Annotated in this window: 20 protein-coding genes; 9 read left to right on the top strand and 11 right to left on the bottom strand. The window is 61.4% G+C overall.

Features of this window, described 5'->3' with window-relative positions; genetic code table 11:
• The first annotated feature begins 100 nt into the window (after positions 1 to 100).
• The gene (locus tag ABH939_RS11915) at positions 101 to 1306 is read left to right on the top strand and encodes a cytochrome P450 (RefSeq protein ID WP_404649647.1); all 1206 of its coding nucleotides are present in this window, start codon (positions 101 to 103) and stop codon (positions 1304 to 1306) included.
• Here ABH939_RS11915 and ABH939_RS11910 read toward each other — a convergent pair.
• A complete protein-coding gene (locus ABH939_RS11910; protein ID WP_003945598.1) occupies positions 1295 to 1729 on the bottom strand; it encodes a cupin in 435 nt (144 codons plus the stop codon). The two genes, ABH939_RS11915 and ABH939_RS11910, sit on opposite strands and share 12 nt — an antisense overlap.
• A gap of 125 nt (positions 1730 to 1854) precedes the next feature.
• On the opposite strand from ABH939_RS11910, the gene ABH939_RS11905 reads away from it, so the two are divergent.
• A complete protein-coding gene (locus tag ABH939_RS11905; protein ID WP_039973407.1) occupies positions 1855 to 2211 on the top strand; it encodes a hypothetical protein in 357 nt (118 codons plus the stop codon).
• A gap of 17 nt (positions 2212 to 2228) precedes the next feature.
• Here the strand turns inward: ABH939_RS11905 and ABH939_RS11900 are convergent, their stop codons facing one another.
• The gene (locus tag ABH939_RS11900) at positions 2229 to 3173 is read right to left on the bottom strand and encodes an alpha/beta fold hydrolase (protein ID WP_039973382.1); all 945 of its coding nucleotides are present in this window, start codon (positions 3171 to 3173) and stop codon (positions 2229 to 2231) included.
• Between the two features lie 118 nt (positions 3174 to 3291).
• Here ABH939_RS11900 and ABH939_RS11895 point away from each other — a divergent pair, with 118 nt between their 5' ends.
• Positions 3292 to 3891: a TetR/AcrR family transcriptional regulator gene (locus ABH939_RS11895; RefSeq protein WP_007734129.1), complete on the top strand. Its 600-nt coding sequence runs from the start codon at positions 3292 to 3294 to the stop codon at positions 3889 to 3891.
• Between the two features lie 10 nt (positions 3892 to 3901).
• Here ABH939_RS11895 and ABH939_RS11890 read toward each other — a convergent pair whose 3' ends face one another.
• From ABH939_RS11890 to ABH939_RS11875, 4 genes are all read right to left on the bottom strand, one after another.
• Positions 3902 to 4984 carry an ABC transporter substrate-binding protein gene (locus ABH939_RS11890; RefSeq protein WP_042449795.1) on the bottom strand — a complete coding sequence of 361 codons (1083 nt, stop codon included), beginning with the start codon at positions 4982 to 4984 and terminating at the stop codon, positions 3902 to 3904.
• Positions 4985 to 5062: 78 nt separating this feature from the next.
• Complete coding sequence (locus tag ABH939_RS11885; protein ID WP_042449420.1) at positions 5063 to 5860, bottom strand: ABC transporter permease; 798 nt, start codon at positions 5858 to 5860, stop codon at positions 5063 to 5065.
• Positions 5857 to 6687 (bottom strand): ABC transporter permease, encoded by an 831-nt coding sequence (locus ABH939_RS11880; protein ID WP_003945560.1) that lies wholly within the window; start codon positions 6685 to 6687, stop codon positions 5857 to 5859. Before ABH939_RS11880 ends, ABH939_RS11885 begins: the two co-directional genes overlap by 4 nt.
• Positions 6684 to 7517, bottom strand: coding sequence for an ABC transporter ATP-binding protein (locus ABH939_RS11875; RefSeq protein ID WP_003945415.1), 834 nt, complete (start codon positions 7515 to 7517; stop codon positions 6684 to 6686). Before ABH939_RS11875 ends, ABH939_RS11880 begins: the two co-directional genes overlap by 4 nt.
• 97 nt (positions 7518 to 7614) lie before the next feature.
• Between ABH939_RS11875 and recC the strand changes: the two genes are divergently transcribed.
• From recC to recD, 3 genes are read left to right on the top strand one after another with little or no spacing between them, the layout of a single operon-like run.
• On the top strand, positions 7615 to 10896 hold the full coding sequence (gene recC / locus ABH939_RS11870; protein WP_404649646.1) for an exodeoxyribonuclease V subunit gamma: 3282 nt from the start codon (positions 7615 to 7617) through the stop codon (positions 10894 to 10896).
• A 3-nt stretch (positions 10897 to 10899) separates the two neighbouring features.
• Complete coding sequence (locus ABH939_RS11865) at positions 10900 to 14217, top strand: UvrD-helicase domain-containing protein (RefSeq protein ID WP_042449426.1); 3318 nt, start codon at positions 10900 to 10902, stop codon at positions 14215 to 14217.
• Positions 14214 to 16082: an exodeoxyribonuclease V subunit alpha gene (gene recD, locus ABH939_RS11860; protein WP_042449428.1), complete on the top strand. Its 1869-nt coding sequence runs from the start codon at positions 14214 to 14216 to the stop codon at positions 16080 to 16082. The genes ABH939_RS11865 and recD overlap by 4 nt, the downstream gene beginning before the upstream one ends.
• 26 nt (positions 16083 to 16108) lie before the next feature.
• On the opposite strand, the gene ABH939_RS11855 is transcribed toward recD, so the two are convergent.
• The gene (locus ABH939_RS11855) at positions 16109 to 16477 is read right to left on the bottom strand and encodes a cupin domain-containing protein (protein WP_007734139.1); all 369 of its coding nucleotides are present in this window, start codon (positions 16475 to 16477) and stop codon (positions 16109 to 16111) included.
• Between the two features lie 245 nt (positions 16478 to 16722).
• On the bottom strand, positions 16723 to 17286 hold the full coding sequence (locus ABH939_RS11850) for a TetR/AcrR family transcriptional regulator (RefSeq protein ID WP_029254476.1): 564 nt from the start codon (positions 17284 to 17286) through the stop codon (positions 16723 to 16725).
• A 97-nt stretch (positions 17287 to 17383) separates the two neighbouring features.
• On the opposite strand from ABH939_RS11850, the gene ABH939_RS11845 reads away from it, so the two are divergent.
• The gene (locus ABH939_RS11845; protein WP_354541506.1) at positions 17384 to 18610 is read left to right on the top strand and encodes an amidohydrolase family protein; all 1227 of its coding nucleotides are present in this window, start codon (positions 17384 to 17386) and stop codon (positions 18608 to 18610) included.
• Positions 18607 to 19479 (top strand): alpha/beta hydrolase, encoded by an 873-nt coding sequence (locus ABH939_RS11840; protein ID WP_230359501.1) that lies wholly within the window; start codon positions 18607 to 18609, stop codon positions 19477 to 19479. Before ABH939_RS11845 ends, ABH939_RS11840 begins: the two co-directional genes overlap by 4 nt.
• Before the next feature lie 163 nt (positions 19480 to 19642).
• Here ABH939_RS11840 and ABH939_RS11835 read toward each other — a convergent pair whose 3' ends face one another.
• Positions 19643 to 20953: an FAD-binding oxidoreductase gene (locus ABH939_RS11835; RefSeq protein ID WP_192711935.1), complete on the bottom strand. Its 1311-nt coding sequence runs from the start codon at positions 20951 to 20953 to the stop codon at positions 19643 to 19645.
• 234 nt (positions 20954 to 21187) lie between these two features.
• Complete coding sequence (locus ABH939_RS11830) at positions 21188 to 22552, bottom strand: MFS transporter (RefSeq protein WP_003945654.1); 1365 nt, start codon at positions 22550 to 22552, stop codon at positions 21188 to 21190.
• Between the two features lie 401 nt (positions 22553 to 22953).
• Between ABH939_RS11830 and ABH939_RS11825 the strand changes: the two genes are divergently transcribed.
• Positions 22954 to 24171 carry a CdaR family transcriptional regulator gene (locus tag ABH939_RS11825; protein ID WP_003945591.1) on the top strand — a complete coding sequence of 406 codons (1218 nt, stop codon included), beginning with the start codon at positions 22954 to 22956 and terminating at the stop codon, positions 24169 to 24171.
• Between the two features lie 642 nt (positions 24172 to 24813).
• Here ABH939_RS11825 and ABH939_RS11820 read toward each other — a convergent pair.
• Complete coding sequence (locus tag ABH939_RS11820) at positions 24814 to 26238, bottom strand: PQQ-binding-like beta-propeller repeat protein (protein ID WP_404649645.1); 1425 nt, start codon at positions 26236 to 26238, stop codon at positions 24814 to 24816.
• Positions 26239 to 26358: the final 120 nt, after the last annotated feature.

Here is a 26358-nt window from a genome sequence, read left to right as displayed (position 1 = left end):
GATTCTGGAGGTTTTCCGGTTCGGCTTCGGTGAAAACGCCCCACGCTATATAGGAACAGGTTCTACTTATTGAGGCAAGGGTTGTGCGAGAGGTGGAGTGATGGCTACCAGACCGACCTTCGATTTGATCGACGGACGCTTCTACAGCGGAGACCTCGGGAATGTGCGCGACGCGTACGCCTGGATGCGTGATCACGAGCCCGTGTACCGAGACGACGCCAACGGAATCACCGCGGCCGCGAGCTACGACGCCGTCGTCGCAGCCGAGCGGGATCCCGAACTGTTCTCCAACGCCGGCGGCATCCGTCCCGAAACGGGTCCATTGCCGCAGATGATCGACATGGACGACCCGCAGCACCTCACGCGTCGACGCTTGGTCAACGCGGGTTTCACACGTAAGAAGGTCGAAGCCAAGGCCGGCCGTATCCGGGAGATCTGCGATCAACTGATCGACGCCGTCTGTGAGAAAGGAGAAGCCGACTTCGTCGCAGACCTGGCGGCACCACTTCCCATGGCCGTCATCGGCGACATGTTGGGTGTCCGTCCCGAGGAACGCGCGTTGTTTCTGCGGTGGTCGGATGATCTGGTGAAGGCATTGGGAAGCAACGCTTCCCAGGATCAACTGCAGGCCATGATGGTTGCGTACGTCGATTTCACCGCGTACATGATGCGAACCATCGCCGAGCGGAGGAGCGACCCGGCCGACGATTTGGTGAGCACGTTGATTCACAGTGCGGTCGACGGCGAATCCCTCTCCGATCAGGAAATCGTCAACGAATCCCTGCTGATCCTGATCGGCGGTGACGAGACCACACGGCACGTGCTCAGCGGCGGCATGGAACAGCTACTGCGCCATCCGGACCAGCGCCGGGAGCTAGTCGACGATCCCGATGCCATTCCCTTGGCAATGGAGGAGATGCTGCGGTGGTCCTCGCCGATCAAGAACATGGCTCGAACCCTGACCCGTGACACCGATTTCTTCGGCGCGCAGCTGAAGGCAGGTGAGAAGATGCTGCTGCTCTTCGAATCGGCAAATTTCGACGAGTCCGTGTTCCTGAACGCCGAACGGTTCGATGTCGGCCGCACACCGAATCCGCACGTGGCCTTCGGCTTCGGAACTCATTTCTGTCTGGGCAATCAGCTGGCCAGGTTGGAGGGACGGATCATGTTCGAGCAACTCTTCGCCAGGCTGCCGGACATGGAACTTGCCACCGACGCGCCGTTGCAGCGGCGTGCGGCCAACTTCGTGTCCGGGCTCGAATCGATGCCGGTGCGGTTTAACTCTTCTGCCCCGTCAGCCGGGTAGTTGGCAGTTAGGAGGCGCAGCATCTTCGGAGAGGGGGCTGCCCGCCGGATTGACGTAGACGACCTCGAGCACCAATGGTGTTGTCTGCGAGTTGTTTCCGATGTGCACATGATCTGAACCGCTCGGTTCGATCAAAGTATTTCCGGCGCTGTAGATCCCGTCGACGGAGCAATCGGATCGGTAGTGGCTCAACGTGCCCTGCGCGATCAGCGCGTAGAGCGTCCCGTCGTGGAAGTGCCAACCGGTGGAACCGCCGGGGTCGATGGTGATCTGGCGCAGGATGTAGTCCTTGCCGTCGAAAGTCACCTGCCCGAGGATTTCTCCGTGTACTCCCGTGCTCGGTGTTGCCGACGCATTGATCGGCGTCAGCGACAGTCCGATCGCTGCGGACACTGCAAGCAGAACCTGATGGCGTTTACGCATGAGCGGCCCTCCCAGACGGATGTACTCCTGAGTGTCCTCCGACAGTGTCCGATTTATCCCGGTTTTCGTGGATCTTGCAGGGTGACGGCAGAGGTATGCCCTTGAGAGGCGGTTACGCTCGTGTCATGCAGCAAGTCGCGACGAGGCGCCGGAGCCAGCCGCCGCCTGCGCGCTTCATGTTCGAGGCATTGATCGATCCGTACCGCCAGCCCGCCCGGCACTGGCTGGAACTTCTCGAGAGCGAGATCGCACCGGAGATCGTCAGGGCTGAAGAACCGGAGTTGGTGATCTGGTCGTCGATCTGGCCGGACCGACCCGACGCCGTCATCCGATTCGACATCGAGGCGGTCGGAAACAGCACGATGCTGCGTTGGACGCTCTTCTTGGACGATCCGATACCGCCCGAGGCAGAGGTTGTCAGCATGCGAAAGCGGCTCAACACCTTGATAAATGCGAATCTCAGGTTCAACTTCGGCCAATAAGTTGGATCACTGCCGCATTACTTGGTGTCGACTCGGCCGATCGGGTCGGCGTTGTCGCTGAATGCGGCCCGGGCCGCTGGCCAGCTGGTCTCATCGATGCGCAACGCGGTCCGAAGGTAGGCAGTACTCATCCGTTGGATGGCGGCGACCCGCTCTGGGTTCTCGTCAGTGGTCTCGGCGACTTCGTATCCGACGATTCCACCGAGTGCGTGCTCGGCACCGTAGAAGGTCAGGAGGTCGGTGGCTCCGGGGCTGTGCGTGTAGGCGTCGGTGAACCAGTCGGGTCCGCGGCTGGACATCTTGGACTGGTCGTGGTCGCCCGCGACGACGAGTGTCGGCGTCGTCAGTTCCTGGAACGAGGGGCGCATGAACGGGAAGTTCGCCTGCGCGAACGGATGCAGGTTCTCGCCGCCGAGACCGGTTGCCGCGAACAGGATTCCCGCGGTGACGCGACTGTCGGACATGTCCTGGCCGACCTGGCCGGCCTCGTCGAAGATCCTTGCTCCGAGGAGCGACTGAGCGGTTTGCCCGCCCCAGGAGTGACCAGTGGCGGCAACTCGACTGCGGTCGATGCGGCCGGCAAGCCCGGGCACGGCAAATTCGATGGTGTCGAGCTGATCAAGGATGCGTGTGAGATCCGCGATCCTCTCGGTCCAGATCGTCGGGAAAACCGGGTGGTCGAACCCGAAACCGTTCCGGCGCGAGTCCAGATGTGTCGGCTGGATCACCACGAATCCGTGGGATGCCCAGAATGCCGTGAGTGGCGAGTATCCATCGAGGTTCCAGCCGTTGCCGTGGGAGAACACCACAACGGGGAGGTTCGTGCCTGCTGCCGGAGCAGACACACGTACTTCCAGCGGGACAGGTCGATCGGGGGCGAACAACTCGACGGGGGCAACGGAGACGACCGGGGCGCCGGCGCCGATGATGCCGTTCAGAGTGTCGATCATTGATGAGGTCATGGCAAGTTCCTTGCTGAGGCTGCACCCTGCGATACTGTTTATCGGAGCGTCGCTCCGCAACATTACGGAGCGTTGTTCCGTAATGCAAACATATGTTGTGAGTCAGCGAGGAGTGCACATGGCTGATGCCCAGGACGAGCAGTCGCGCGTCGCCTCTCCCAAGCAAGTCGGTCGCCCACGTCGAAGCGAGCAGGCGCTGCTCGACGCGGCGGCAGCAGTGTTCGTGGAGTCCGGAGTCGACGCTCCGGTGCGGGAGATTGCGGCGAAGGCCGGCGTCGGCATGGGGACGATCTACCGCCACTTCCCGACGCGTCCCGAGTTGGTGGTCGCCGTATACCGACACCAAGTCGAGGCGTGTGCGGACGCGGGCCCACAGATGCTCGCGGAGAGTGCAACGCCCGAGGCGGCTTTGCGGGCATGGGTGGCTTTGTTCGTGGAGTTCCTGGTAACCAAGCATGGGCTCGCCGGTGCACTGCAAGGAGACAGCGCCGGGTCCGACGCTCTGCATATCTACTTCGTCGACCGCCTCGTTCCGGTATGTGACTCCCTCCTCGCGGCAGCGCTCGAGTCCGTTGGCACTGCTTCGCGGGTCGATGCGTACAACGTGCTCAAAGGCATCGGGAACCTTTGTATCGGTGCTGGGTCCGATGACCGGTACAAGGCCGAGGTCCTTGTACAGCTATTCATCTCGGGCGTACTCGCGCGGGAGGTTCGCTGACGCTCGGCAGTCAGATCAGCTCCGGATTCTCCGCGTACACCTCTTCGAGGATCGACATGTCGAACAGTTGGTCCGCTGTAATCTCCAGCCCAGCTTTCGACAGTGCCGCGATGTTCTGTTCGATCAGTTGTGGTGTCATCGTGAACAACCCGTTGGCTTTGGTATCTGCCGACACCACCAGATCGTTCTGTGCGGTGGCTTCCTTGATCTGCTCTTCGAGTTCGAGGTTCTGGTCCTTGCCGTAGACCTCGACGGCAAGCCGTGCCGACTCTGCCGGATCGGCGACCGCATCCTTCCATCCTTGGATCTCGGCCTTCAGGAATGCCTTGAGTTTGTCCCTCTCGTTGTCGATGGTGGACTGGAGAACCGTGAACGATTCGGCGACCAACGGCAGGTTGTAGTCCGCGAAGAGGAAGTGGGCGTTGGGGAAACCTTTGGCGGCCAGTGTGATCGGCTCGTTGGTCACGTAGGAGACCCAGCCGTCCACCTCGCCGTTCGCCAAGGGGCTCGGATCGAACTGCGCGGGCACGATCGTCATCTGGCTTTCGGTCAGGCCGTTTGCTGCCAGGAGAGCTCCGAAGACGAGCTGATTGGAATCCTGGACGCCGATCTTCTTGCCGATCATGTCCTGTGGTGAGTTGATCGGTGCCGCAGCGGAACTGACAATCGCAAACGGATTCTTCTGGAATGTCGCACCGACGATCTTTGCCTCCAGTCCGTCGAGTACGGCGGGGGCTGTGAGCTGCGGTGCGGACATTCCGATCCACACCTTGCCGGTGTCCAGGCCGGCTTCGACGCCGGTGCCGGCTGCGCCACCTGCCACCAGGTCTACACTCCCGAACCCTGCATCCTTGTAGTACCCCTTGTCGAGAGCGAAGTACTCACCGGCGAACTCGATGTTCTTGATCCAGGACAACTGCACTGCAACTGTTCCGAATTCGGAACCGTCGTCCGTGGTTCCGCCACTCGAACTGCTGGAGTCACTGCTACACGCGAGCAATGACGCACTACCGGCGACTGCGATGCCGGTCAGCGCGGAGTAGCGGAAGAAGGCCCTGCGGTCCAGCTGGCGGACGGGCTTGAATGGCGTCATGAATCGGAACACTAGGGCCAGTCGGTTTCGTTCAGTTTGCTTGGGAGAGAGAGTTTGTTGAGGTCGTGTTAACAGATGTCACGACTTGCCCGCCGAAGGACCGAAACGAGACAGAGCGATGCTTTCGAAGATCCCGACCACGGCGTAGAGGACGATCGACACCACGGTGATCACCACGATAGATGCCCACAATTCGTTGTACTGGTAGCGCGGAATGGCTTTGATCATGCTCGAACCCAAGCCTTGGCCGCTACCGAGCCATTCGCCGATCAGTGCTCCGATCAAGGCGCCGGGTACGGATACTCGTGCAGCGGCGAACACAGCCGGAAGTGCGGACGGCACGGACACCATTCGCAATGCGGTCCAACGACTCCCGCCGTAGGCAGCGATGAGGTCTTGTGCCTGAGCCGGAGCGGCACGTAGACCGACCATGATCATGACGAGGGCTGGGAAGAACACCACTATCGCAACCATGACTGTCACACCCACGATTCCGCGGCCGAATATCAGGACGATGATCGGGGTCATCGCAACGAGAGGAACAGATCGTAGAAGCATTGCAACGGGCATGAAAGTCTGTTCGACAGTGCGGGAAACGACGAAGATCGATGCCACCACGAGCGCGGCAGTCATTCCGACGGCAAAGCCGACACCGGCGTCGCGCAGAGTGATGAACAGGTTGTCGATGATGCCCGAACGAGCGTCGGCGGATTTTGGGCCGGAGAACAGGTACTCCCAGACGTCGGCCGGCGTCTTTCCCACACGCGGGCCGACCTGGGGGAAGGCGTTGAGGAAGACCACCCAGATGACAAGCAACAGCGCCGAGGCGATGGCAATCGGGGCGAGGAATCTCAATGTTCCTCGTACCGAGGTCATTTCTGTGCTCCCGGAGCGCTGGTCCACGGCGTGACGAGCCGGGCGATCGCTGCGACGACGGCGTACCCCAGACCGGCGAGCAAGGCGGCGGCGATAGCCATTCCCCACGTTCGCGGGACGTTGTACGACGTCTGAGCGGCTGTGAGTGCGACGCCGATCCCGCTGTCCACCCCGCCGAGATACTCACCGAGAATTGCACCCAGTACGGCCGAAGGTGCAGCAATCTTGAGGGCAGCAAAGGTGCTCGGAAGTGCGCTCACAAGTTGAACTTTGGTGAACTTCTGCCAACGCCCACCGCCGTAGGCGGCGACGAGATCGAGGCTCGTCTTGTCGGCCGATCTCAGGCCGGCGAGTGTGCCGACCATCGTGGTGAAGAAGCAGTACATTGCGGCGAGAAAGATTGTGGGGGTCCGGCCGCCGAAGACGACCAGGATGATTGGGCCAAGCGCCAACAGCGGTGTGCAGTAGCTCAGGATCGCCAGTTGTGTGGCCAATCCCTCGATGGGCGGAATGAGAACGACAAGCACGGCAAGCGTGATCGCCAGCAGGTTTCCCCAGAGAAAGCCCTGCAGCGCACCGGAAGCCGTGACGGTGAAATTGGGTCCGTACAGCGACCAACCGTCGTCGAACATCGTCGAGACAACCACCCACGGCGTCGGAATCGTGCCTCCCGCAACACCGGCCGCCGCCAGAATCCACCAGAGAGCGATCAGTCCGCAGATGCCGACTGCACCGCCGAACCACGTTGGACGCTTCAATCGGATCCGGCGCGGCACAGATGGCTGCGCCGCCGCGGTCGCGACGTTCTCGATATCGGTAATTGTCATGCGACGCCTGCTTTTCCGAAGAGCAGTCCGGAGAGGTAGTCGTGGATCTCGTGGAACTCGGGTGTACGCATCATCTCGGGTGTACGCGGGCGCGGCAGGTCGATCGGCACGACTTCGAGGACGCGTCCGGGCCGCGGCGTCATGACGGCGACGACGTCGGAGAGGAACACGGCTTCGGCGATTCCGTGAGTCACCATCAACGTGGTCGCCGGTTTCTCGGTCCAGATCCTGAGCAATTCGATGTTGAGCCGTTGACGGGTCATGTCGTCCAGCGCGCCGAAGGGTTCGTCGAGTAGGAGGACACTCGGCTTGACCACGAGCGATCGTGCGATCGACACACGCTGACGCATACCGCCGGACAATTGGGCGGGCTTGGCCTTCTCGAATCCTTCGAGGCCGACGAGCGCGATCAGGTCGGCTATCAGGTCGGGGTCGGGATCGATGCCGGCAACCTGAAGGGGCAGTTTGATGTTGGAGGCCACTGTTCGCCACGGCAGCAAAGCCGAATCCTGGAAGGCGATTCCGAGTTCGCGGCGCTTGCGTAACTCGGCGGGCGACTGCCCGTTGACAAGGGCCGTTCCCGACGTCGGACTATCGAGGCCCGCAAGGATACGGAGAACGGTGGACTTCCCGCATCCGGACGGCCCGAGCAGAGACAGGAAAGAGCCTTCGCTGGTTTGAAGGGACACGTCGGTCAGCGCGGTCACCGACCGACGACCCATCTCGAAGGTCTTGCCGAGGCCGGAGATGTCGAGACCGGTTCCAGCGGGGCGAGGTGTGGTGACGGGACTGGTCATTCCCGCACAGTACGAACGTCCGGTTGCGGTCATGTTGCCTGCGCGTCACCGCTGCGTGAGGCTGGTTCGGCGTCTCCTGTCACAGCGCCGTGGTGAGATGGACGTCTGGACGGAGTGAGGGGAGCGAAGATTGCTGAAGTTGTACCGGGCCGAGCGTTCGGACACCTTAGTCTCGGCGTTGGCCACGCTCCTCCGTACCCCGCTGTCGGATCCATTCGCCAGGGAAACTGTTGCGGTGCCGGCCAAGGGCGTCGAGCGTTGGCTCAATCAGCGGCTGTCCTCCCAGCTAGGCACGTCCGGACCGTCAGCAGTGGACGGAATTTCTGCGAACATCGCGTTTCCTTCACCCGCGCGCCTGGTCGCGGAGTCCGTGGCCGCGGTCAGTGGAATCACGGCTGACGACGACCCATGGTCGCCGACGCGATTGGTGTGGACGGTTCTCGATGTGATCGACGAGTCCCTCGGCGAGCCCTGGTGCGGAGTCCTGGCGAAACATCTCGAAGGCCATCGTGAAGGTCGACGGTTTGCCTCCGCCACACATGTCACCGAACTCTTCCGCAGTTATGCCGCGCAACGCCCGCAGATGCTGATCGACTGGGCCGCCGGGCGGTTGACCGACGGACACGGATTGGCGCTGTCGGAGGATTTCGAATGGCAGGCACGTCTGTGGTGCATCGTCGCGGACAAGATCGACGTTCCGGGGCCCGCAGAGCGACTGGGGCAAGTGAGCCGCGCGCTGGTCGAGGACCCGGCCTTGGTCGACCTACCGGAACGTCTGTCGGTCTTCGGGCCGACCCGGCTGCCGGTCGATCAGCGAATGATCTTGAGCGCACTCAGTGCGAATCGGGACGTGCACATCTGGCTCCCGCATCCCAGCCCCGCGCTGTGGACCAAGATGAGCTCGCGCATACCGCCTCGAAGTAGGAGCACGATCCGACGTTCGGAAGACGGGTCAGCGCTGATATCCGCCAATCCGTTGCTGTCGAGTCTTGCTCGCGACGTTCGTGAACTTCAGATCAGCCTCGGTGCCGCCGAGTTCGAGTCGGTGCATCTTCCCGAACCAGCCGGCCCGAAATCCCTCCTGGCGACGGTCAAGGCCGATGTCATCGCAGATCGTGCTCCCAGGGTTGCAGCGGAACCGGATGGGACAGTTCAGGTCCACGCTTGCCACGGGCCGGCACGGCAGGTCGAGGTGCTCCGCGAATGTCTGCTCCGATTGTTCGAGGACGACCCGACATTGCAGCCGCGCGACGTACTCGTGATGTGCCCGGACGTCGAAACGTACGCACCTTTGGTTCGTGCTGCATTCGGGCAAGGCGTCCATGGCCACCCGGGGCATCTCCTTCGAGTAAGGCTGGCAGACCGCGGATTACGTCAGACCAATCCTGTCCTGGCCGTTCTCGGCTCTCTCCTCGAATTGGCCGACGGCCGGGCCACAGCCAGTGAGGTTCTCGACCTGGCCGCGACCGAGCCTGTCCGCACACGTTTTTCGTGGGGCGACGACGAGTTGGAAAGATTGCGGGAATGGACGACGGAAGCGGGTGCTCGCTGGGGAATCGGTAGTCGGCAGCGTGCCACGTTCGGCCTCGATGCATTTCCGCAGAACACCTTCAACACCGCCATGGACCGAATCTTGTTGGGGGTCAGCGCGGACGAATCGGAAAATGCCTGGCTGGATCTCGCGCTACCACTCGATGACGTGGACGGCACAGACATCGACCTGACTGGACGTTTCGCAGAGTTCGTCGATCGCCTGGCCGTCTCGCTTCGCGATCTTGCCGGCCCACATTCACCGGCCGAATGGCTTCGTGTGCTGATGCGGGCCCTGGATCTGCTGACCGACACAGCGCCCGCAGATTCCTGGCAGAGCGCGGGGGCCCACCGCGAACTGGTAGCTGCTGTCGAATTCGGCGGAGAGACGGTGTTACGTCTGGCCGATGTTCGCGCGATGCTCTCGCGCAGCCTCGCGGGCAGACCGACGCGTGCCAACTTCCGAACCGGCGAACTGACGGTGTGCACGATGGTTCCGATGCGTTCGGTACCGCATCGCGTGGTCGTGCTGATCGGACTCGACGACGAGGTGTTCCCTCGAACCGGTGGAGTCGACGGCGACGACATCTTGTCCCGTGATCCCGTTGTGGGGGAGCGTGATCTGCGCAGTGAAGACCGGCAACTGCTTCTCGATGCCGTGATGTCTGCGGGCGAACATCTGATTCTGTTGTATACCGGTGCCGATCCGGTCACCGGTGTCGTCAGACCACCGGCGATCCCCCTCAGTGGCCTTCTCGACGTACTCAGTGCGACGGTGGGTCCGGAAGCGATCAACGGAGTGCTGACACGGCATCCGTTGCAATCGTTCGACAATCGAAACTTCGCGCCGAACAAGCCGTTCAGCTTCGACACGGCAGCGCTGGCCGGTGCGAGGGCTGCCTCCGGAACACCGGTCGAATTGCCGACAGTCTTGTCGGCCGAGCTACCCGAGGTGCATCCGAAGGAAGTGAACCTCGCCGACTTGGTGAACTTCCTGGTACATCCCGCGCGTGGTTTTCTGCGCCAACGCCTCGGCGTCCGGGTACCGGAACTCGACGACGACATCGCGGATTCGCTGGCAACCGAGCTCGATCCACTGTCCACCTGGGCTCTGGGTGACCGAATGCTTCTCTCGCGCTTGGCTGGACGCAGCCCGGCGGATTTCCGTGCAGCCGAGTGGCGCCGCGGTACTTTGCCGCCCTACAACCTGGGCGCCACGGTTCTGGGCAACGTCGAGTGGGTGGTAGACCAACTTGCCGGTCTTGCATTGCCACACCTCGAGGGCGACTCCGAGGCTGTCGACGTCGACATCGACCTCGGTGACGGGCGTCGTCTCACCGGAACGGTAACCGGTGTGCACGGCAATTCAGTGGTGGGAGCGTCGTATTCCTCACTGGCGCCTAAACATCGGATGACGGCCTGGATAAACCTGCTCGCCTTGAAAGCGCACGGACGACCCGGTGCGCTCGATGCAGTCTCGATCGGACGGGGTCGGGGAAAGATCGCAGCGGCACGGTCGGTGCTCGATGCGCCAGGCAATGCGGTCGAGATCCTGCAGCAACTGGTGGACCTACGCGAGCGGGGGCTGCAGCGTCCGTTGCCGATGTGGGCCGCTACTTCAGCCGAATATGCGCGCCGACGCTTTGGTGGGGAGTCGGTCGACGATGCGACAAACGGTGCGGACACCCAGTGGAGCGGGCAGTACGGCGAGATGATCGATCCGAGCAACACTTACGTTTTCGGAGAGGCTCGAACACTTGCGGAGTTGGCTGCGGATCCGCCGTCGGACGACGAGTTCGTCTGGGCCGAGGAACCGACTCGGTTCGGAGTTCTCGCCCGACGACTGTGGGATCCGTTGCTGACCAACGAAAGAGCGGAGTAACCCGTGGACTTCGATCTTCTGGGGCCACTGCCGACCGGCACCACGGTGTTGGAAGCGAGCGCCGGAACTGGCAAGACCTACGCGATCGTCGGACTCGCGACCCGTTGTGTTGCCGAAGGTCTCGCTGACATTTCGCAAGTTCTGCTGGTGACATTCAGTAGGGCCGCCACTCAGGAACTTCGTGAGCGTGCCAGGGAGAGGTTCGCGGGAGTGTCCGCCGCTCTGGTCGACCCGGAGGCGGCGAGGCGGTCGGATGATGATCTGGTGGCGTACCTCGCCACAGCTGACGACGAGGAGATCGGCGTGCGGCGTCGTCGACTCCTGCGCGCTCTCGCGGAGTTCGACGCCGGCACCATCACGACCACCCACAGTTTCTGTCAGAGGATGCTCGACGGACTCGGCATCGCCGGGGAACGCGAACCGGACACAACTTTTGTGGAGTCGGTCGACGACCTGATCAGTGAGGTCGTCTCGGATTTGTACCTCAGCCGCTACAGCCGGACGGACTCGTCTCCACCGTTCTCCACGAAGGACGCGCTGGCCATCGCCCGAAGCGCAGTCGGCGATGGTCAGGCAATTCTCGAACCCGACGGCGAGGAGGAGACCGCACCCGGTCAGCGCGTCCTCTTCGCGGCTGCTGCTCGTGTCGAGGTCGAACGACGTAAGCGGACCAAAGGAATTCGCGACTTCAACGATCTGCTGACGCTGTTGCACGGTGTATTGACGGATCCGGAATACGGTCCCGTCGCGTGTCGTCGGGTGCGCGAAAAGTTCAAGGTCGTGTTGATCGACGAGTTCCAGGACACCGATCCGTTGCAGTGGGACATTCTGCGGTTGGCCTTCCACGGTCACACCACCCTGGTCCTGGTCGGTGATCCCAAACAAGCCATCTATGCGTTCCGCGGGGCAGAAGTCCTGAGTTATCTCGATGCGGTCGATCAGGCGGATGCGCACCAGGAGTTGACCACCAATTGGCGTAGCGACCCAGGGTTGTTGGCGGCACTCGAACACCTCTACGGTGGTGCCGCACTCGGCAACGAAGGCATCGTCGCGCATCCGGTGGAGGCTTCGCACAAGAAGTCTCGGTTGTTCGGCCCGGTGCCGATGCGTGTACGCCATCTGCCTCGTACCGGAGCCGGACCGCTCAATCGTTCGGGATTTCCTGCCGTAGGCAGACTTCGCAGTCGCGTCGCGGACGACGTCGCAGCAGACGTGGTCGCCCTCCTGGGCGGCGATACCCGCTTGGCAGTCGACGGTGATCCACGCCCGGTCGAACCAGGAGACGTCGCGGTGTTGGTGCGCACCCACAAGCACGTGGCGATGATCCGCGATGCTCTCGATGCCGTCGGTGTACCTTCCGTATTGACCGGAGGGTCCAGTGTTTTCGCGACACCCAGTGCGACCCAGTGGCTGTGGCTGTTGCAGGCGATCGAGCAGCCCCATCGCTCCGATCGTGTCCGGTTGACGGCCCTCTCGCCGATTTTCGGGCGCACCTCCGAAGAACTGGACAAGGACGGCGACAACGTCGTTGCAGAACTTGCAGGTCAACTGCGCTCCTATTCCGGGCTGTTCGCACGCGTCGGGTTTGCGGCTGTGTTCGAAAGAATCTCTGCCGAAACAAATCTGGAGAAGCGTGTACTCGCGGCCCCGTCCGGCGAACGAGATTTCACCGATCTGCGGCACGTCGCACAACTCCTCGGTCGCGTCGCGACCGAGGAAGCGTTCGGGTTGAGCGCACTGGTTCGCTGGCTTTCCGATCGGATCAAGGAACCGACGTCCGGGAGCGCCACCGATCGAAGCCGCCGCCTCGACAGTGACGCTGCCGCAGTGCAAATCGCTACGGTGCATGCCACCAAAGGGCTCGAGTTCCCGATCGTCTACGTCCCGTTCAGTTGGGAGAGCGTTGGCGGCTTCAACTCGCCGACGCAGCTGTTGCACGACCCGGAGGGACGCCGCATCCTCGACGTCGGCGGGCAGGAAGGCCCGGGGTACAACGCCAGAAAGACTGTTGCGGAGGCCGAGGAAGCGGGCGAAGAACTGCGGCTGCTGTACGTGGCGCTGACCCGGGCGCAGTGCCAACTCGTGCTCTGGTGGGCACCCAGCTACGGGACCTCCCGCTCGCCGCTGCACCGGTTGATGCTCGGACGTACACCCGGCATCGCCGAACCTGCTCGGGTAGTGAAGGTGCTCGACGACGGTACAACCGCAGCACGGCTCGCAACCTGGCCGGCAGCAGCTTCCGACGTGATCTCGGTGGAACCTGTTGGTCCCCATCCGCCCTCGCCCGTCCACTGGTCCAGAGCGGCTGCGGACGTAACCGAACTGGCCGCGGCGCGTTTCGGTCGAGACCTGGACACTCTGTGGCGTCGTACGTCGTACTCGGCACTCACCGCCGGAGCGCACCACGCGGTCACGACCACGGGCAGCGAGGTCGAGGATCCCGAAAAAGACGACGAGCCAGAGGATTCCGTAGACCTCGGGAGCATTACCCCCTCGCCCCTGGAGGCGTTCCCTTCACCCATGAACGGACTTCCCGCGGGCGCCGCATTCGGCACGCTGGTGCATGAGGTGCTCGAGGTGGTGGACACGGCTGTGGCAGATCTGAGAGCGGAACTCGGGATGCGTTGCGCCGAGGCGGTCTCGGTACGGGCGGCCGAGGTCGACTCCGAAGCACTCGCGGATGCGCTGTATCTGGTGATGCAGACTCCCTTGGGATTCGGAACCTTGGCCACGATCGCGCCGAAAGATCGTCTTCCCGAACTCGATTTCGAACTCCCACTGGCCGGTGGCGACGATCCGGTGTCGATGAGTGTCACACTCCGCGGAGTGTCGGAACTGTTGAGGCGCCACCTTTCCTCCGACGACATTCTGGCGTCGTACGCCGACTATCTGGACCGTGTCGAGACGTCACCGATGCGCGGATTCCTGACGGGCAGTATCGACGCAGTCTTGCGGATCCCGGGCCCGTCGTTCGTGATCGTCGATTACAAGACCAACCGGATCGGTCGCGGCGATCTGACGGCTGCCAACTACACGCGTGAACTCATGGCGACGGAGATGATGCGCTCGCACTATCCGCTGCAGGCACTGCTGTATTCGGTTGCACTGCATCGGTATCTGCGGTGGCGCCTGCCCGACTACGATCCGCACCGTCATCTCGGGGGCGCGCAGTATCAATTCGTGCGTGGGATGCTCGGCCCGGACAGCCCGCCGGAATGCGGTGTCTTCGAATGGAAACCGCCTGCTCAGCTGACGGTTGAACTATCGGATCTGCTGGCCGGTCTTGATGCGTCCCACACAGTAGGGGAGAAGATTCGATGACCGAGGCGCAATTGGCGCAGCGCGCCAAAGGGATCGTGCGAATCTTCAACGAAGCCGGGGTTCTGGTTGCCGCCGATGTTCATGTCGCGACGAGAGTGTGCAGCCTGGGCGGTGAAACTTCCGAAGAAGTGATGCTGGCCGCGGCGTTGGCAGTTCGGGCCGTGCGATCAGGTTCGGTGTGCCTCGATCTACGACGGATGCGTGATGTGAGCGTCGACAATGCGACGGAGGAGGAACTCACGTCGTTGCCGTGGCCCGAACCGTCGGAGATCGTTGCCGCCCTTCGGCTGAGCCCTCTGGTGATCGGCGGAAACGCCGGACCTCTCAGACCGCTCCGGTTGGTCGACACGGACGACGGTGAACTCCTCTACCTCGATCGATATTTTCTGCAGGAGCAGACGATTCGGCGAGTGCTCGACGAGCGGGCGTCCACGTGGCCGCCCGCCGACCTGAAAGCGGTCCGAACGCGGCTGGATTCGCTGTTCGTCGACGAGAACGGGCCGACCATCGCGCCGGATCGTCAACGGATAGCAGCTGCTCTCGCCGCGACACAGTGGACCACCGTCATCGCCGGTGGGCCCGGAACCGGCAAAACCCATACGGTCGCACGTATTCTCGCTCTCCTGTCGGAGGAATTGGGTTCGAATGCTCGCATCGGTCTGGCCGCACCGACGGGTAAAGCCGCAGCGCGGCTGCAGGAGTCCGTACGTGAGCAGACCGCGAGCCTTGGCCTTCCCGAAGAACTCGCGGCCATGACCCTGCACCGCCTACTCGGTTGGCAGCGGGGGAGTTCGAGTCGTTTCAAATACAATGCGACCAACAGACTTCCCTACGATGTGGTCGTCGTCGACGAGACGTCGATGGTCTCCCTCACGTTGATGGCGCGCCTGCTCGAAGCCGTTCGCCCCGATGCCCGGCTACTGCTCGTCGGCGATCCCGATCAGTTGACCTCAGTCGACGCGGGCGCTGTTCTTGCTGATCTTGTCGCCCGCCCGGTAAAGGTCAGTGGAAATCCGACGCTGACACAGTTGGTGGGTGACGATCTCACGGCCACTGGTTCCGAAGAGGCATTGAGTGCGGATGAACAGGATCGTCTGCGGGGCGGGATCATTCAACTCTCACGCGGGCGCCGCTTCGACGGAACCATCGCGTCGTTGGCCAGGGCAGTTCGAGCGGGAGATTCCGCTGAGGTTCTGCGTATCCTGCGCAGCGGTGATCCAGCCGTCTCCTTCCATTCGCCCGAGGATGTTGACGCATTGCGCGCCGACATCGTTGCGAGTTCAGAGGTGGTGACGGCGTCGGCCGAGGTGGGTGATGCGATCGGCGCGCTGAAAGGCTTGGAATCGCACCGCCTTCTGTGCGCCCACCGTGACGGACCGTACGGTGTCGGGAGGTGGGCGCAGCAGGCGATGGAGTGGGTCGGCACGGCATCAGGGCAGTTTCTTGACCCGACGCGGTGGTATCCGGGCCAACCGCTGCTCGTGACGGCCAACGACTACGAGTCGAAGATCTACAACGGGGACGCCGGGGTGATCGTGCAGCGTGAGGATGGCGTGCCTATTGCCGCATTCCAGCGGGGCAGTGATGCGTTTCTGATTCACCCGAGCCAACTCTCGTCGGTGCAGACGGTTTACGCTATGACGATTCACCGGAGCCAGGGCAGCCAGTACGACACCGTATCGGTGATGTTGCCGGCCGAGGCGTCGTCACTGCTGACTCGGGAGTTGTTGTACACGGCGATCACTCGCGCCAGAAACCATGTGAGAGTAATCGGCACCGAGGATTCAGTGAGGGCGGGAGTGCAGCGACAGGTACTCAGGGCAAGTGGGCTGCGTCGGGAGATTCGTCCGTACGACGGGCCGTGAAAGTCGGATGTTGCGGATTCTCTTGGTCATTCGTTGTATACGACGAACACCTTGCGTACGGTCTCGGTGACCGTCCACGTACCCTTCCATCCGATTGGGAAGATTGCACTCGTACCGGCAACGAGATGTACGGGATCGCCGTCGTCCTCCTCGACGGTCATGGCGCCGGAGACGATGGTGATGATCTCGCCGCGGGTGAGGAACTCCCACCGCGACTTTCCCGGTTCGCTCTCCCAGACTCCGGATTGAATGCGGCCGTCGTCACTGGTGAATTCGACATCTGCACGAGTGATGATGTCTCCGCCGAGTGGCTCTGCACTGGGTTGGCCGAGCAGTGCTTGCTGGAAGATCCCACTTGCGCTGTTCAACTCTGCGGCACGGAAGGTAATGGTCACAATTCAATCCTGACTTTCGAAACTCATGTGAATCATCGGACTTGTCGATGATGTCGAGTGTCTGCTGGGTCGGGATAGGTTCACTTGTCGCATCTTTCGGCACTTCGCTCGTACAGATGTCGAAAGTGCGATCGGCCACCATTCAACCGGGGTTCAGAGACCCGTCTCACGCCGAAACGTGACCGAGCCAATGGCAAACGGCCCCGCGTCGGTGATTTCGAACGAGGGTGATCGGTTGTGAGGCCTTACGTGGTGGACGCTGTCAACGAGGTGATGAAGCGCTCGGCTGCCGCGTCGACCTCGGCGTCGGGGGTGAGCAACCTCTGCAGCAACAGTCCTCGCAGACATGCGGTTGCGATGATGCTCTGCTGCTTTGCATCCACCACTGTGAATCCTTCGCGAAGGGCCGCCGCTTCGAGGAGGTGCGCCAAATCGTCGAGGTCGGCGGCGAAATCTTGAAATGCTTTGTGCTCGTAAACCGCAAGTCCGGCCAGGTGAAAAAAGGTGCGGCTTCGATCTTCGTGCTCGGCGTTCGAGTAGAAGCTCCAGATCGCCCTGCACAGGGCTGCGAACCCGAGATCTTTGCCCATCGCGGCGATGACGAGGTTGTCACGGCGGCGAGCTTCCGACAGCACGGCGCTGAGGAGTCCCGGTCGTGATCCGAAGTGATAGGTCAGCAGCGTGTGGTGCACTCCGAGTCGCTCCGCTACTTGGCGCATCGACAGCTTCGGGCTTGGGCCGGTTTCACCGAACTCGTCGAACAGTGCCTGCAACAGTCGCTCTCGACCCTCCCCAACCGGCGATCTCACGCTACCTCCATTGACGGGTTCACCACTGTTGAGTACGGTACCGCATATCGAATTCACCAGTGTTTAGGAGAGTGGTTTCCAATGCTCGGAGGTCCCTTTGACTGACGTATGGTTTGCCGGCGGCATGGTCGCGGATGGATCGGGTACCGACCCGGTCGAAGTCGACGTGTGCGTGAGCGACGGCATTGTCACCGCGATCGGACAGGCGCCGTCGGGTTCGACCACGGTTGACTTGGACGGCATGCTTCTGACTCCGGGGCTCATCGATGCCCATGTCCACCTGGGCATTTCGAGTCCGATCCGAAGGCAATTCGGGTTTGAGCTCTCGGCAGCCGAACTGGCTGCGGGCATCTTCGCCACCGCGGGCCATGCCCTCGACGCGGGCTTCACCACGGTGCGAGACGTCGGTGGCATCGACGGCGGAGTCGTCGACGTTATCGCGAGCGGCAAGGTGCGTGGTCCGCGCGTCCTCTCGTGCGGTCCTGTGCAGTGCCAGACCGGTGGACACGGCTACTACGGGGCCGCGTGGGAGCCGACCGTGCTGTGGAACATGCACCACATTCCCGGGCTCTGCGCCCTGTCCTTGATGTCGGGCAATGCCGACGAGCTACGACGCAATGTGCGCGAGTCGTTCCGCCGAGGTGCAACATTTCTGAAACTGTGCGTCACCGGCGGTGTCGTCGGAGGCCATGACCACCTCACCGACACACAGTTCACCGTCGAGGAAATCTCCGTGGCAGTGGAAGAAGCAGCGTCGCGGGGCACCTACGTCACGGTGCACGCGCACAACAATGCGGGCATTCGCAACGCAGTGCGAGCCGGTGTCCGGTGCGTGGAACACGGCACCGACATCGACGAAGAGACCGCCCAGCTGATGCGCGAGCATGACGTGGCTCTGGTCCCTACCTTCGCCGTGGTCGAGCAGTTGACGGACACCGAGAGCATGGACCTGGACCCTGCAATACGAGACCGCGCCGCCGGAGTACGTCAACGCATGGCCTCGGCACTCGCGGTCTCTCGCGCAGCAGGCCTGAGGATCGGCCTGGGCTCGGACCTCATCGGGCCGCACCAGCAGCGCCGAGGCGAGGAGTTGCGCTTGCGGGCCGAGTTGGAGTCGCCGATGCATGCTCTCGTTTCGGCCACCAGCGTCAACGCCGACATCCTCGGTATCGGGGACACCGTTGGAACTATCCGCGTCGGAATGCAGGCGGACATGGTTGCCTGGCAGCAAGACCCGCTCCACGACGCCAAGGTGTTCGCCGATCCGGACATGGCTGTTCTCGTCGTGAAGGCCGGCCACGTAGTGAAGGGAGAGGTTCGATGAGCGCAATGCTGCACGGATGTTTTGCAGACACGGAGTACTTCGAAATAACGGCGAAGTCGGGGTACAGCTACGGCATCTGGGTGACCACACCCCCCGGCTACGCGGACTCCACGGATCCCTTACCGCTGATATACGTGATGGACGGCAACTGGGCTGTAGGTCTTACCGCCCCGCTCATCGTCACGCAGGCAGACCCGTATCTGACGATCGCCCCGTACATCCAGGTCAGCGTCGGTTATGCCGGTGAAGAAGCTGCCAACTGGGCACGACTACGCAACCGCGATCTCGTGCCGCCCGGGGAACCGGTAGGCGAAGAATTGATGGCTACTCTTGCCGCTGCTCGCGACTCGGGTGCAATGACCCAGGAGTATGTGGACGCCTACCTCGAGGAGCTGGCAGACACCCACGCGGACGTCTTCCTCGACTTCCTGACCAACGAACTCCACCCTCGCCTGTACTCGTCGGAGCTACGTGTCAGCGAGTCCGGGCACGGACTCTTCGGGTACTCGTACGGAGGCCTTTTCGCCCTCTACGCATGGCTGCGCGACGCGCCCCCATTCGCGACCTTCGGTGCGGGTAGTCCCGGAGTTGTGAACGCCGACAGCCAGATCCACACACTGGTCGAGGCACTGCCCGAGCGTGGCGTGGGCTCAGTTGTTCCGCAGCTGCACGTCACGCTGAACGAAGCCGAACTGACTGGACCCATTCCGATCTATCGCGGACTGTCACGCAACGTTCTCGCCGTCGTGGAGCAGTTGCATGGCAAGGGACGGTCGCAGGATGTTTCGACCGCGTTGTTGCACGAGACGCACGTAACCGGGCTGCAGGCATCGTTCCTGAGCTACTTGAAGAGCTGCCATGCACGTTAGCTCTCCGTCCCGGAGGCGATGTGCCGCTGACACGTTCCAGGGCGATTTTCCGTAGACGCCGTTGAAGGAGAAGTCGGCTGTGGGTGTCCACCACATGGTGGACACCCACAGCCGTGTCTATTCAGTTGTCGCGGCTATCGATTCTCCAAGCCGGACAAGACTTCTAACCCATGACCGTCCCGGTCGACTCGGCATTGGGTGCCCGAAGGCGGGAGAATGCGCCGAGGTCGATTTCGAGCCCGGTGTGCATCCCGACATAGGTCAGGGGATCAGCGTCGTGATCGTGTCCAGCTTCCACCTGGTCGATGATCCTGGACATGAGGCGCCCAGCGATGGGCGCATTTTTGAATTGGTTCCCGCTGGTGCCCATGGCGACGTAGAAACCTTGCCTGTCTGTCTTGTCATAGATCGGGGTCCAGTCGGATGCTGCGTCGTACACGCCGGCAATACCTTTCGGTTGTGACGGGACCTCCAGGGTGGGGAAACGCCTGGCGGCGCGGAAAACCTGCGCTTCGAACCGGGCAACAGTGCGATTCGGGTTGGCGGTATCAGGGTCGTCGATCCACTCGAGCGGATCGCAATCCGGTTCGGTTCCGCCGACAAGGAAACCGTTTCCAGGTTCGGCTCGCATGTAGGTTCCGAGATCCAAATCGGCGATCATCGGGCCGAGGATCTCGTCGTCGTTGTAGCCAGTGGGTGCGGTGACGTGATGAACTTCCTGGCGCAAGGGCCGAACCGAAACCTTGAAGTCGGCCCCGACGTTCGACAGCTTGTTGAACGCTCCTGACCAGGGGCCGGCGGCATTGACGACAATCTTGGATTTCACACTTTCCCCGTCGTGGAGCCCTAACTGCCAGATGCCGTCAGGCAACTGCTCGACTGCCACCACACGCGTGTTGTACGCGAAACCCGCACCGTGCGAACGTGCTGCCGCAGCAAGATTCGCGGCGGCCAGTTGCGGGTCGTCGACGAACCCCGCCTGAGGTGTGTACAGCGCTCCGAGCGTGGTTTCCGCATCTGCGAAGAAGGACTCCGAGTCGACTGGCTTCGGAGGATAGTATTTGCCGGCGTCGATACCGGGAATCTTCTCGACGAGTGTCGTTGCGTCCCAAAGCTGGTAATCGATTCCTATCTTCTCGAATAATCCGATCGTGCGCGCGTGGGGCGCGACGTCGACATCGAGCAGTGCCATCCCGCATTGCCGAAACTTCGCAAGCGCGCCGTCGACTGTCGCGTTGAGATGCTCGTTCCAGTTTTGCCAGCAATGCAGCGACTCCCAAGCCGCAGCCATACCGTCGAATGTGGAGTAGTTGAACCGGATAACCGCACTGGATGCACTGGTCGAGCCGTAGCCCGGACCACCAGACTTGTCGATGACCAGGACTTCGTAACCTCGAGCGGCCAGTTCGTAGGCGATGGAGCTGCCGATCACTCCAGCTCCGACCACAACTGCATCGGTCTTGTCGGTAGGCACTTTCGGCCTCTCTTTCTACTGATGGCTTTGCCGGATCGAAAGCGCAGCTGTTCGATCCGGCAAGCTTGGGTTCTGGTAATTCCGACGCCGTCGACTTCCTCTGGAGAGCTTCATCCCGACTTCTCGGATTCGGCTCTGTCTTAATGAATTTGGCACCTGAAAGTCCAGAGGTGTTCGTCGTCCTCAACTCTCTCGTGGCGGCCATCGGAACGCTATCGACAGCTGCGCAAAAAATCACAGCCGTGGCGCGTCCGTTGTCAGAAATGTTTCGTCGGGCTGCCCTGCGTGGCAGACCAGTTTTTTCGTTTCCGGAATCCCTCGCCACAGAATGGGAAGTGCGATCAAAGCGATGGCGGTCGCGTAGAAGGCAGGCGACAGATCGCTTCCAGTGGCGTTGACCAGTGCTGCGCACACCAGCGGCGCAGTTCCTGCAAAGAGCGCATATGCGATGTTGTAGGGGATTGCCGTGCCGGTGAATCGAGCATGCGTCGGCATCATTTCGAGGATTACGAGCAAAGCGGACGCGAGTAAGGAAAGCGCGATGACCAGAGCAGCCAGTGCAATGGCAATCGCGAAAATGTTTCCGGTACCGATGAGCATGTAGCTGGGCACCGAGACGAAAACTGACATCACCATGCCGATTCTGACGAGTGGCCTCCGGCCGATTCGGTCGACTGTGGCGCCGAAGAAGATGAACAGCGGTACTGCGAGAACCAAAGCGCCGGTTGTCATCAGCAGTGCAACCGTGCTCGGAACATCGGCTGAGAGAACCAGAAATGTCGGCATGTAGCCGAGCAGCATATGAGTAACGACACCGAGCGAGGCGAAGTACACGAAGGACGTGAGCAGAGTCCGCCAGTGATTGCGGAACAGATCTGCGAGTGGGCGGGTTGGAAGGGAATCGTTTTCTTGCATTTCCTTGAACGCCGGAGTCTCCTCGACGGCAAGCCTCATGAACAGGCCCACCATGGCGACAACGCCTCCGATGATGAACGGCCAACGCCATCCTCCGTCGGCGAAGTGCTCAGCGCCGACCGAGCTGAATGACAAGACTGTGACCGTGGCCAAGATACTGCCGACGAACGACGAAGAGCTGATAATCCCCGCGTACAAGCCTCGGCGGTGAGACGGCGCATGCTCGACGACGAAGGTTGCCGCTCCGGTGTATTCGCCGCCGGCCGAGAATCCTTGAACCAATCGGCACAGCAGCAGCAACAGCGGTGCTGCAACACCGATCGAAGCGTACGTCGGTAGGAGACCGATTGCCGCTGTCGAGCAGCCCATGAGCGTAATTGCCAGGGACAATGATCTCCGTCGGCCGAGGCGGTCACCAAGCCGTCCGAAGAATATGCCGCCGGCAGGTCTGGCCAAGAAGGCGACTCCGTAAAGAGCGAAGGTGGCAAGCAGTGCGCCACTGCCGAACTCCGGAGGGAAGAACACTGTCGCGAGAACTGCGGCAGTGAAGCCGTAGATCGTGAAATCGAACCATTCAACGATGTTGCCTGTCGCCCCGGCGATCAGGGCCCTACGGCGCGCCGATCGACGTCCAGGTGACGTCTCGGTTTGATGCTCTACAGGAGCATTTGCTGTGCCGGTCATGATGATTCCTCTCGGGATATGCTGAATGGCAACGGCTTTGCGATATCACGGTCACCGATGTCATTCGAGGTATTCGACATTGAAAGAGGTCGGTGGGATTCGATGTTGAACTGGCGACCGAAGGTCGTTTGTCGATTTCGGGTCGGAGGCGACTTCGTCTGAGGGAGATAGTGCCGGCCGGCCTCGCTCCCCATTACGCAAATCCCACGGCTGCAACAGATCTCGTCACTGCCACTTCTGCCGGTTTGCGGACCGAGTGAAGACGTCACGGGTCTCGGGTGCTTGGCATGAAGCGAGCCTATGGTGCGAAAGTTAGTTGCATCACTGTCATGTGTTCAATTTTCTACGTAGAAATTTGGGCATATGTTGCAAACCGGAGAGGGGGCTCGTACAGTTCGACCATGGTCGGAGAACTGCAGCATTTGGTGGACACTACCGGGCGCCGACTGGACCGTTCCGTTGCGATCGATGATGTACAGATTCGTCTGCTCGCGTACAACTCGCATGACAGTGCCGTCGATTCAGTCAGAATGAATTCCGTTCTACAGCGGAATGTTTCACGCGAGATCGTAGACTTCATCTACGCGAGTGGAGGCCGTGAAGCCCTCGATCTCTTCACTGTTCCCGTCAACGAAGAACTAGGGCTGACCCTTGGCCGGGTCGGGATGCCGATCCGGTACCGCAATGCGCTGCTGGGCTTCGTCTGGCTGTTGACTTCGGAGGGCGAAGTTGACGAGGATCAAGCCGAGGTCTTGAGGCGCACGGCTGATGCGGCAGCGATGATCCTCCACCGCGAACAGTTGCTGGACGAGTTGTCCCGAAGTCGGGAGCGGGAACTTACCCGAGACGTCCTGTCGGGCGAGCGGTCGCTGCGCGAGGACGCGGCAAACAGGTTGGCCGAGGAGGGCTTGTTGGCTGCGGGTCCAGCAGTCGTGGTCACTGTGTTGCTCCGTCCTGGCGACCAGTCGACATTGACCGAAAGAGATCGTCTGAGTGTTGCCGTCGGCGTCGATCAGCTTCGACGGAGGCTCCCGCGGAACAGTGCAATCCAACTCGACCGCCCCGACCACAGTCTGTTGATCGTATCGGTGGCCGAACGCTCGACTCAAACCCATCTGGACTCGCTGATCGTGGCAGCCCGGGAGCGAGTCTTGTCTGAAAGTGGGCGCCAGAACATCGAATGTTGGGTCGGTATCGGTGAACCGCGAACCTCGGTTGCACACGTGCGCGAATCCTACGAAGAGTCCAGACGTTCCGCAGATGTGGCCCAGGTCGTCAAGGTGCTCGGAAATGTTGTGCGTTATCGGGATCTCGGCGTCTACGGACTACTGGCCGAACTGTCGGAGGATCGACTCGAGAACAGTATTCACTCAGGTTTGCAGTCCTTGCTCAGCCATGAGGACTCAAAAAGTGAGGCTCTTCTCGCGACGCTGGAGAGCTTTTTGGACAATGCCGGTGACGTAAAGCGAACGTCAGAGGCGCTCTGTGTGCATCGAGGGAGCTTGTACTATCGCTTGCGGCGAATTCAGGAGATAACACGAGCAGACTTGGCAAACGGCGACGACCGGTTGGCCTTGCATTTGAGCCTGAAAGTCGCGCGGCTGTTGGATCTCCGATGATCCCGATCCGAGAAGAGGGGACTGCGGAAGAATCCAGCGGCTCAACGTAGTTGGCGGCTTTCGATCGTCAAGCATGATGGTTCTGGGGTGGGAAAGGAAGCGCGTCGTACATCGGCCGGGGTGGGTTGGCTTGACCTGCTGAGACGTTCATACGTTTGATCGGGCACCTTCTATCCTCCTGTCGGCAGATGCGGCGGAGTGCAACTTTTTCGGGCATTGAAAGTGCAGAATCGTCCAGATGGGTGTCGAGCTGCGTGAAGAACGCGCGTTTTTGCAAACCGAAATGACGACGAATTTGGTCTGAGTTCGGTCCCCCGGTACGCAGATGTTCGCGCGCGAACTGGACTATTTGTTGCCGACTGCAAATTGGGGATTTCGCATCCATTCCCGTTGGCTCCCTTTATCGTTGGATTGGATCAGATACCTGAGTCGGTGCGATTCGTATGCACCCCTTCACCGCAGGTCTGGTCTGATCTTTCCGAAGTCGGAGTCGCGGAGATACATGCAGTTGTTCGAGATCGTTCCCCCGAAATTGAACAAACGCGCCAGACTGGATTGTGGCCATCGAGGCTGTACGTCTATCCATTTGCTGGTTGCTGAGCCGGCTGGTCAGTACGACATTGAACCGGTGATGTTGCCGGCCTATCGCCAAACGGTGAAGTGGTTTTGCCAGGAGAACGACACGTTTTTGCCGGCATTCGAGACGACGACTCCGCGCGGATCGACCTCTGGCGGAAGGGGGACCGACCACATCATCTTTCCGTCGCGAGCCCTGATCGAATGCATGCCGGTGTAGTCGCTGAAGACGAAGTGATCGCCATCAGTCGCACCGCTTCGAACCCAGTACGCGTCTTGCCAGGGTGTTTGCCACAGTTGTCGGCCACTCTCGACGTCGAGACCCGAGATTGTGCGGGTCTCCGGCGACGTGACGAGGATTGTTTTTCCTACCACTGCGGCGATGGCGCTTCCTGTCCCGGCCGTCGCGGTGTTGACGATTTGTGAACTGCGCCAGAGTTCGTCACCCGACTCCGGATCGTAGGCGCCGTCGCCGAGAAACATCGGCACCGCCGTCGAGGGCTTACTCGGGTAGGACGACGATGAGTACGAGGGAATCGGTATCGCACGAATCGTGGATCCGTCGGAAGCCAAGAGGTTTTGGGTTCCGGCATATCCCGACCGGCCGCCGACACTGGTGAGGAACAATCCGTTCCCGGTAGGGACAAGCGAATCGCCCTCGAATCGGAATCGTTCGGCGCCGGACTGCAGATCGTAGATTCGATAGCGGTACTGCGGGTCCCCGCCGTCGCCCTGTTCCATCGCAATGACAGTGTCGGTGTGAGGGACCGTGTAGACGGCTCCGAACTTCTCACTTGGTTCGAAGGTACGCACGAAGTTGGCAGTCAAATTGGTTGTGGTGCCGCTGGCAAGAATTCGTGTTCGAACCGTTCCGTCCATCCTTTCGCCGGACGTGTACACGGTGTCTCCGGCGATGGTGGCGCCATTGAGATCGAAGTCGGTTCCGAGGTCGGACATCAGAGTTCCGGTCGCGGTATCGACAAAGATCATCCGTCGATCGCCCCAGCACGCGATGATCGTGGATTCGTTCTGCTGACTGCACTGGCCGATGACTCCGCCGATTCGCGTTTTCCACAGCGGACTTCCGTCGTCGGGATTCACCCCGACGAGTGTGACGGCACCGACTCCCTGACTCGACGAAGACTCGTCGGTCTTGGGAAGCGGATAAGCAGTCGCGGCCACCAGCACGTCACCGACTTGGTACGTGTTGCCGTAGCCGTAGTAGCTATCGAGCGTGGAAGGCATCGACAGCAGCACGTGCCCGGGGTTGTCCGTGAGCGCTCGGACATCGAGTTCCCAGGCTTGTTTCGGAGGATCGGAGAGGTCTACGTCGACAACGCCTTGCTCGACGATCGGACCGCCTGTCTTCTGCTTCGGCCATGCCGCATCACTGGAGTCGGAGATTACCGATACGACGATGAACGCGATCGCCACGAGCAATGCCAGTCCGAGTGCGACCAGTTTCCAATGTTCCTTCAACCGAAGCTGCATCGAAAGACCGTAACCGATCGATCAAACTGATCGGTTCGTTTCGCGGACGGCCGGCACGATGTCGATCGCGAGATCGAGCCCACGTGCTCGGTGTGACGAAGTGTGGTGGCCTCGTACGCA

Origin of the sequence: Rhodococcus sp. 27YEA6, assembly GCF_044908235.1 — a bacterium.
Classification (GTDB): Bacteria; Actinomycetota; Actinomycetes; order Mycobacteriales; family Mycobacteriaceae; genus Rhodococcus_F; species Rhodococcus_F qingshengii.
Note: the sequence above shows the minus strand (reverse complement) of the source record. Positions and strands in the feature narration are given on the sequence as shown.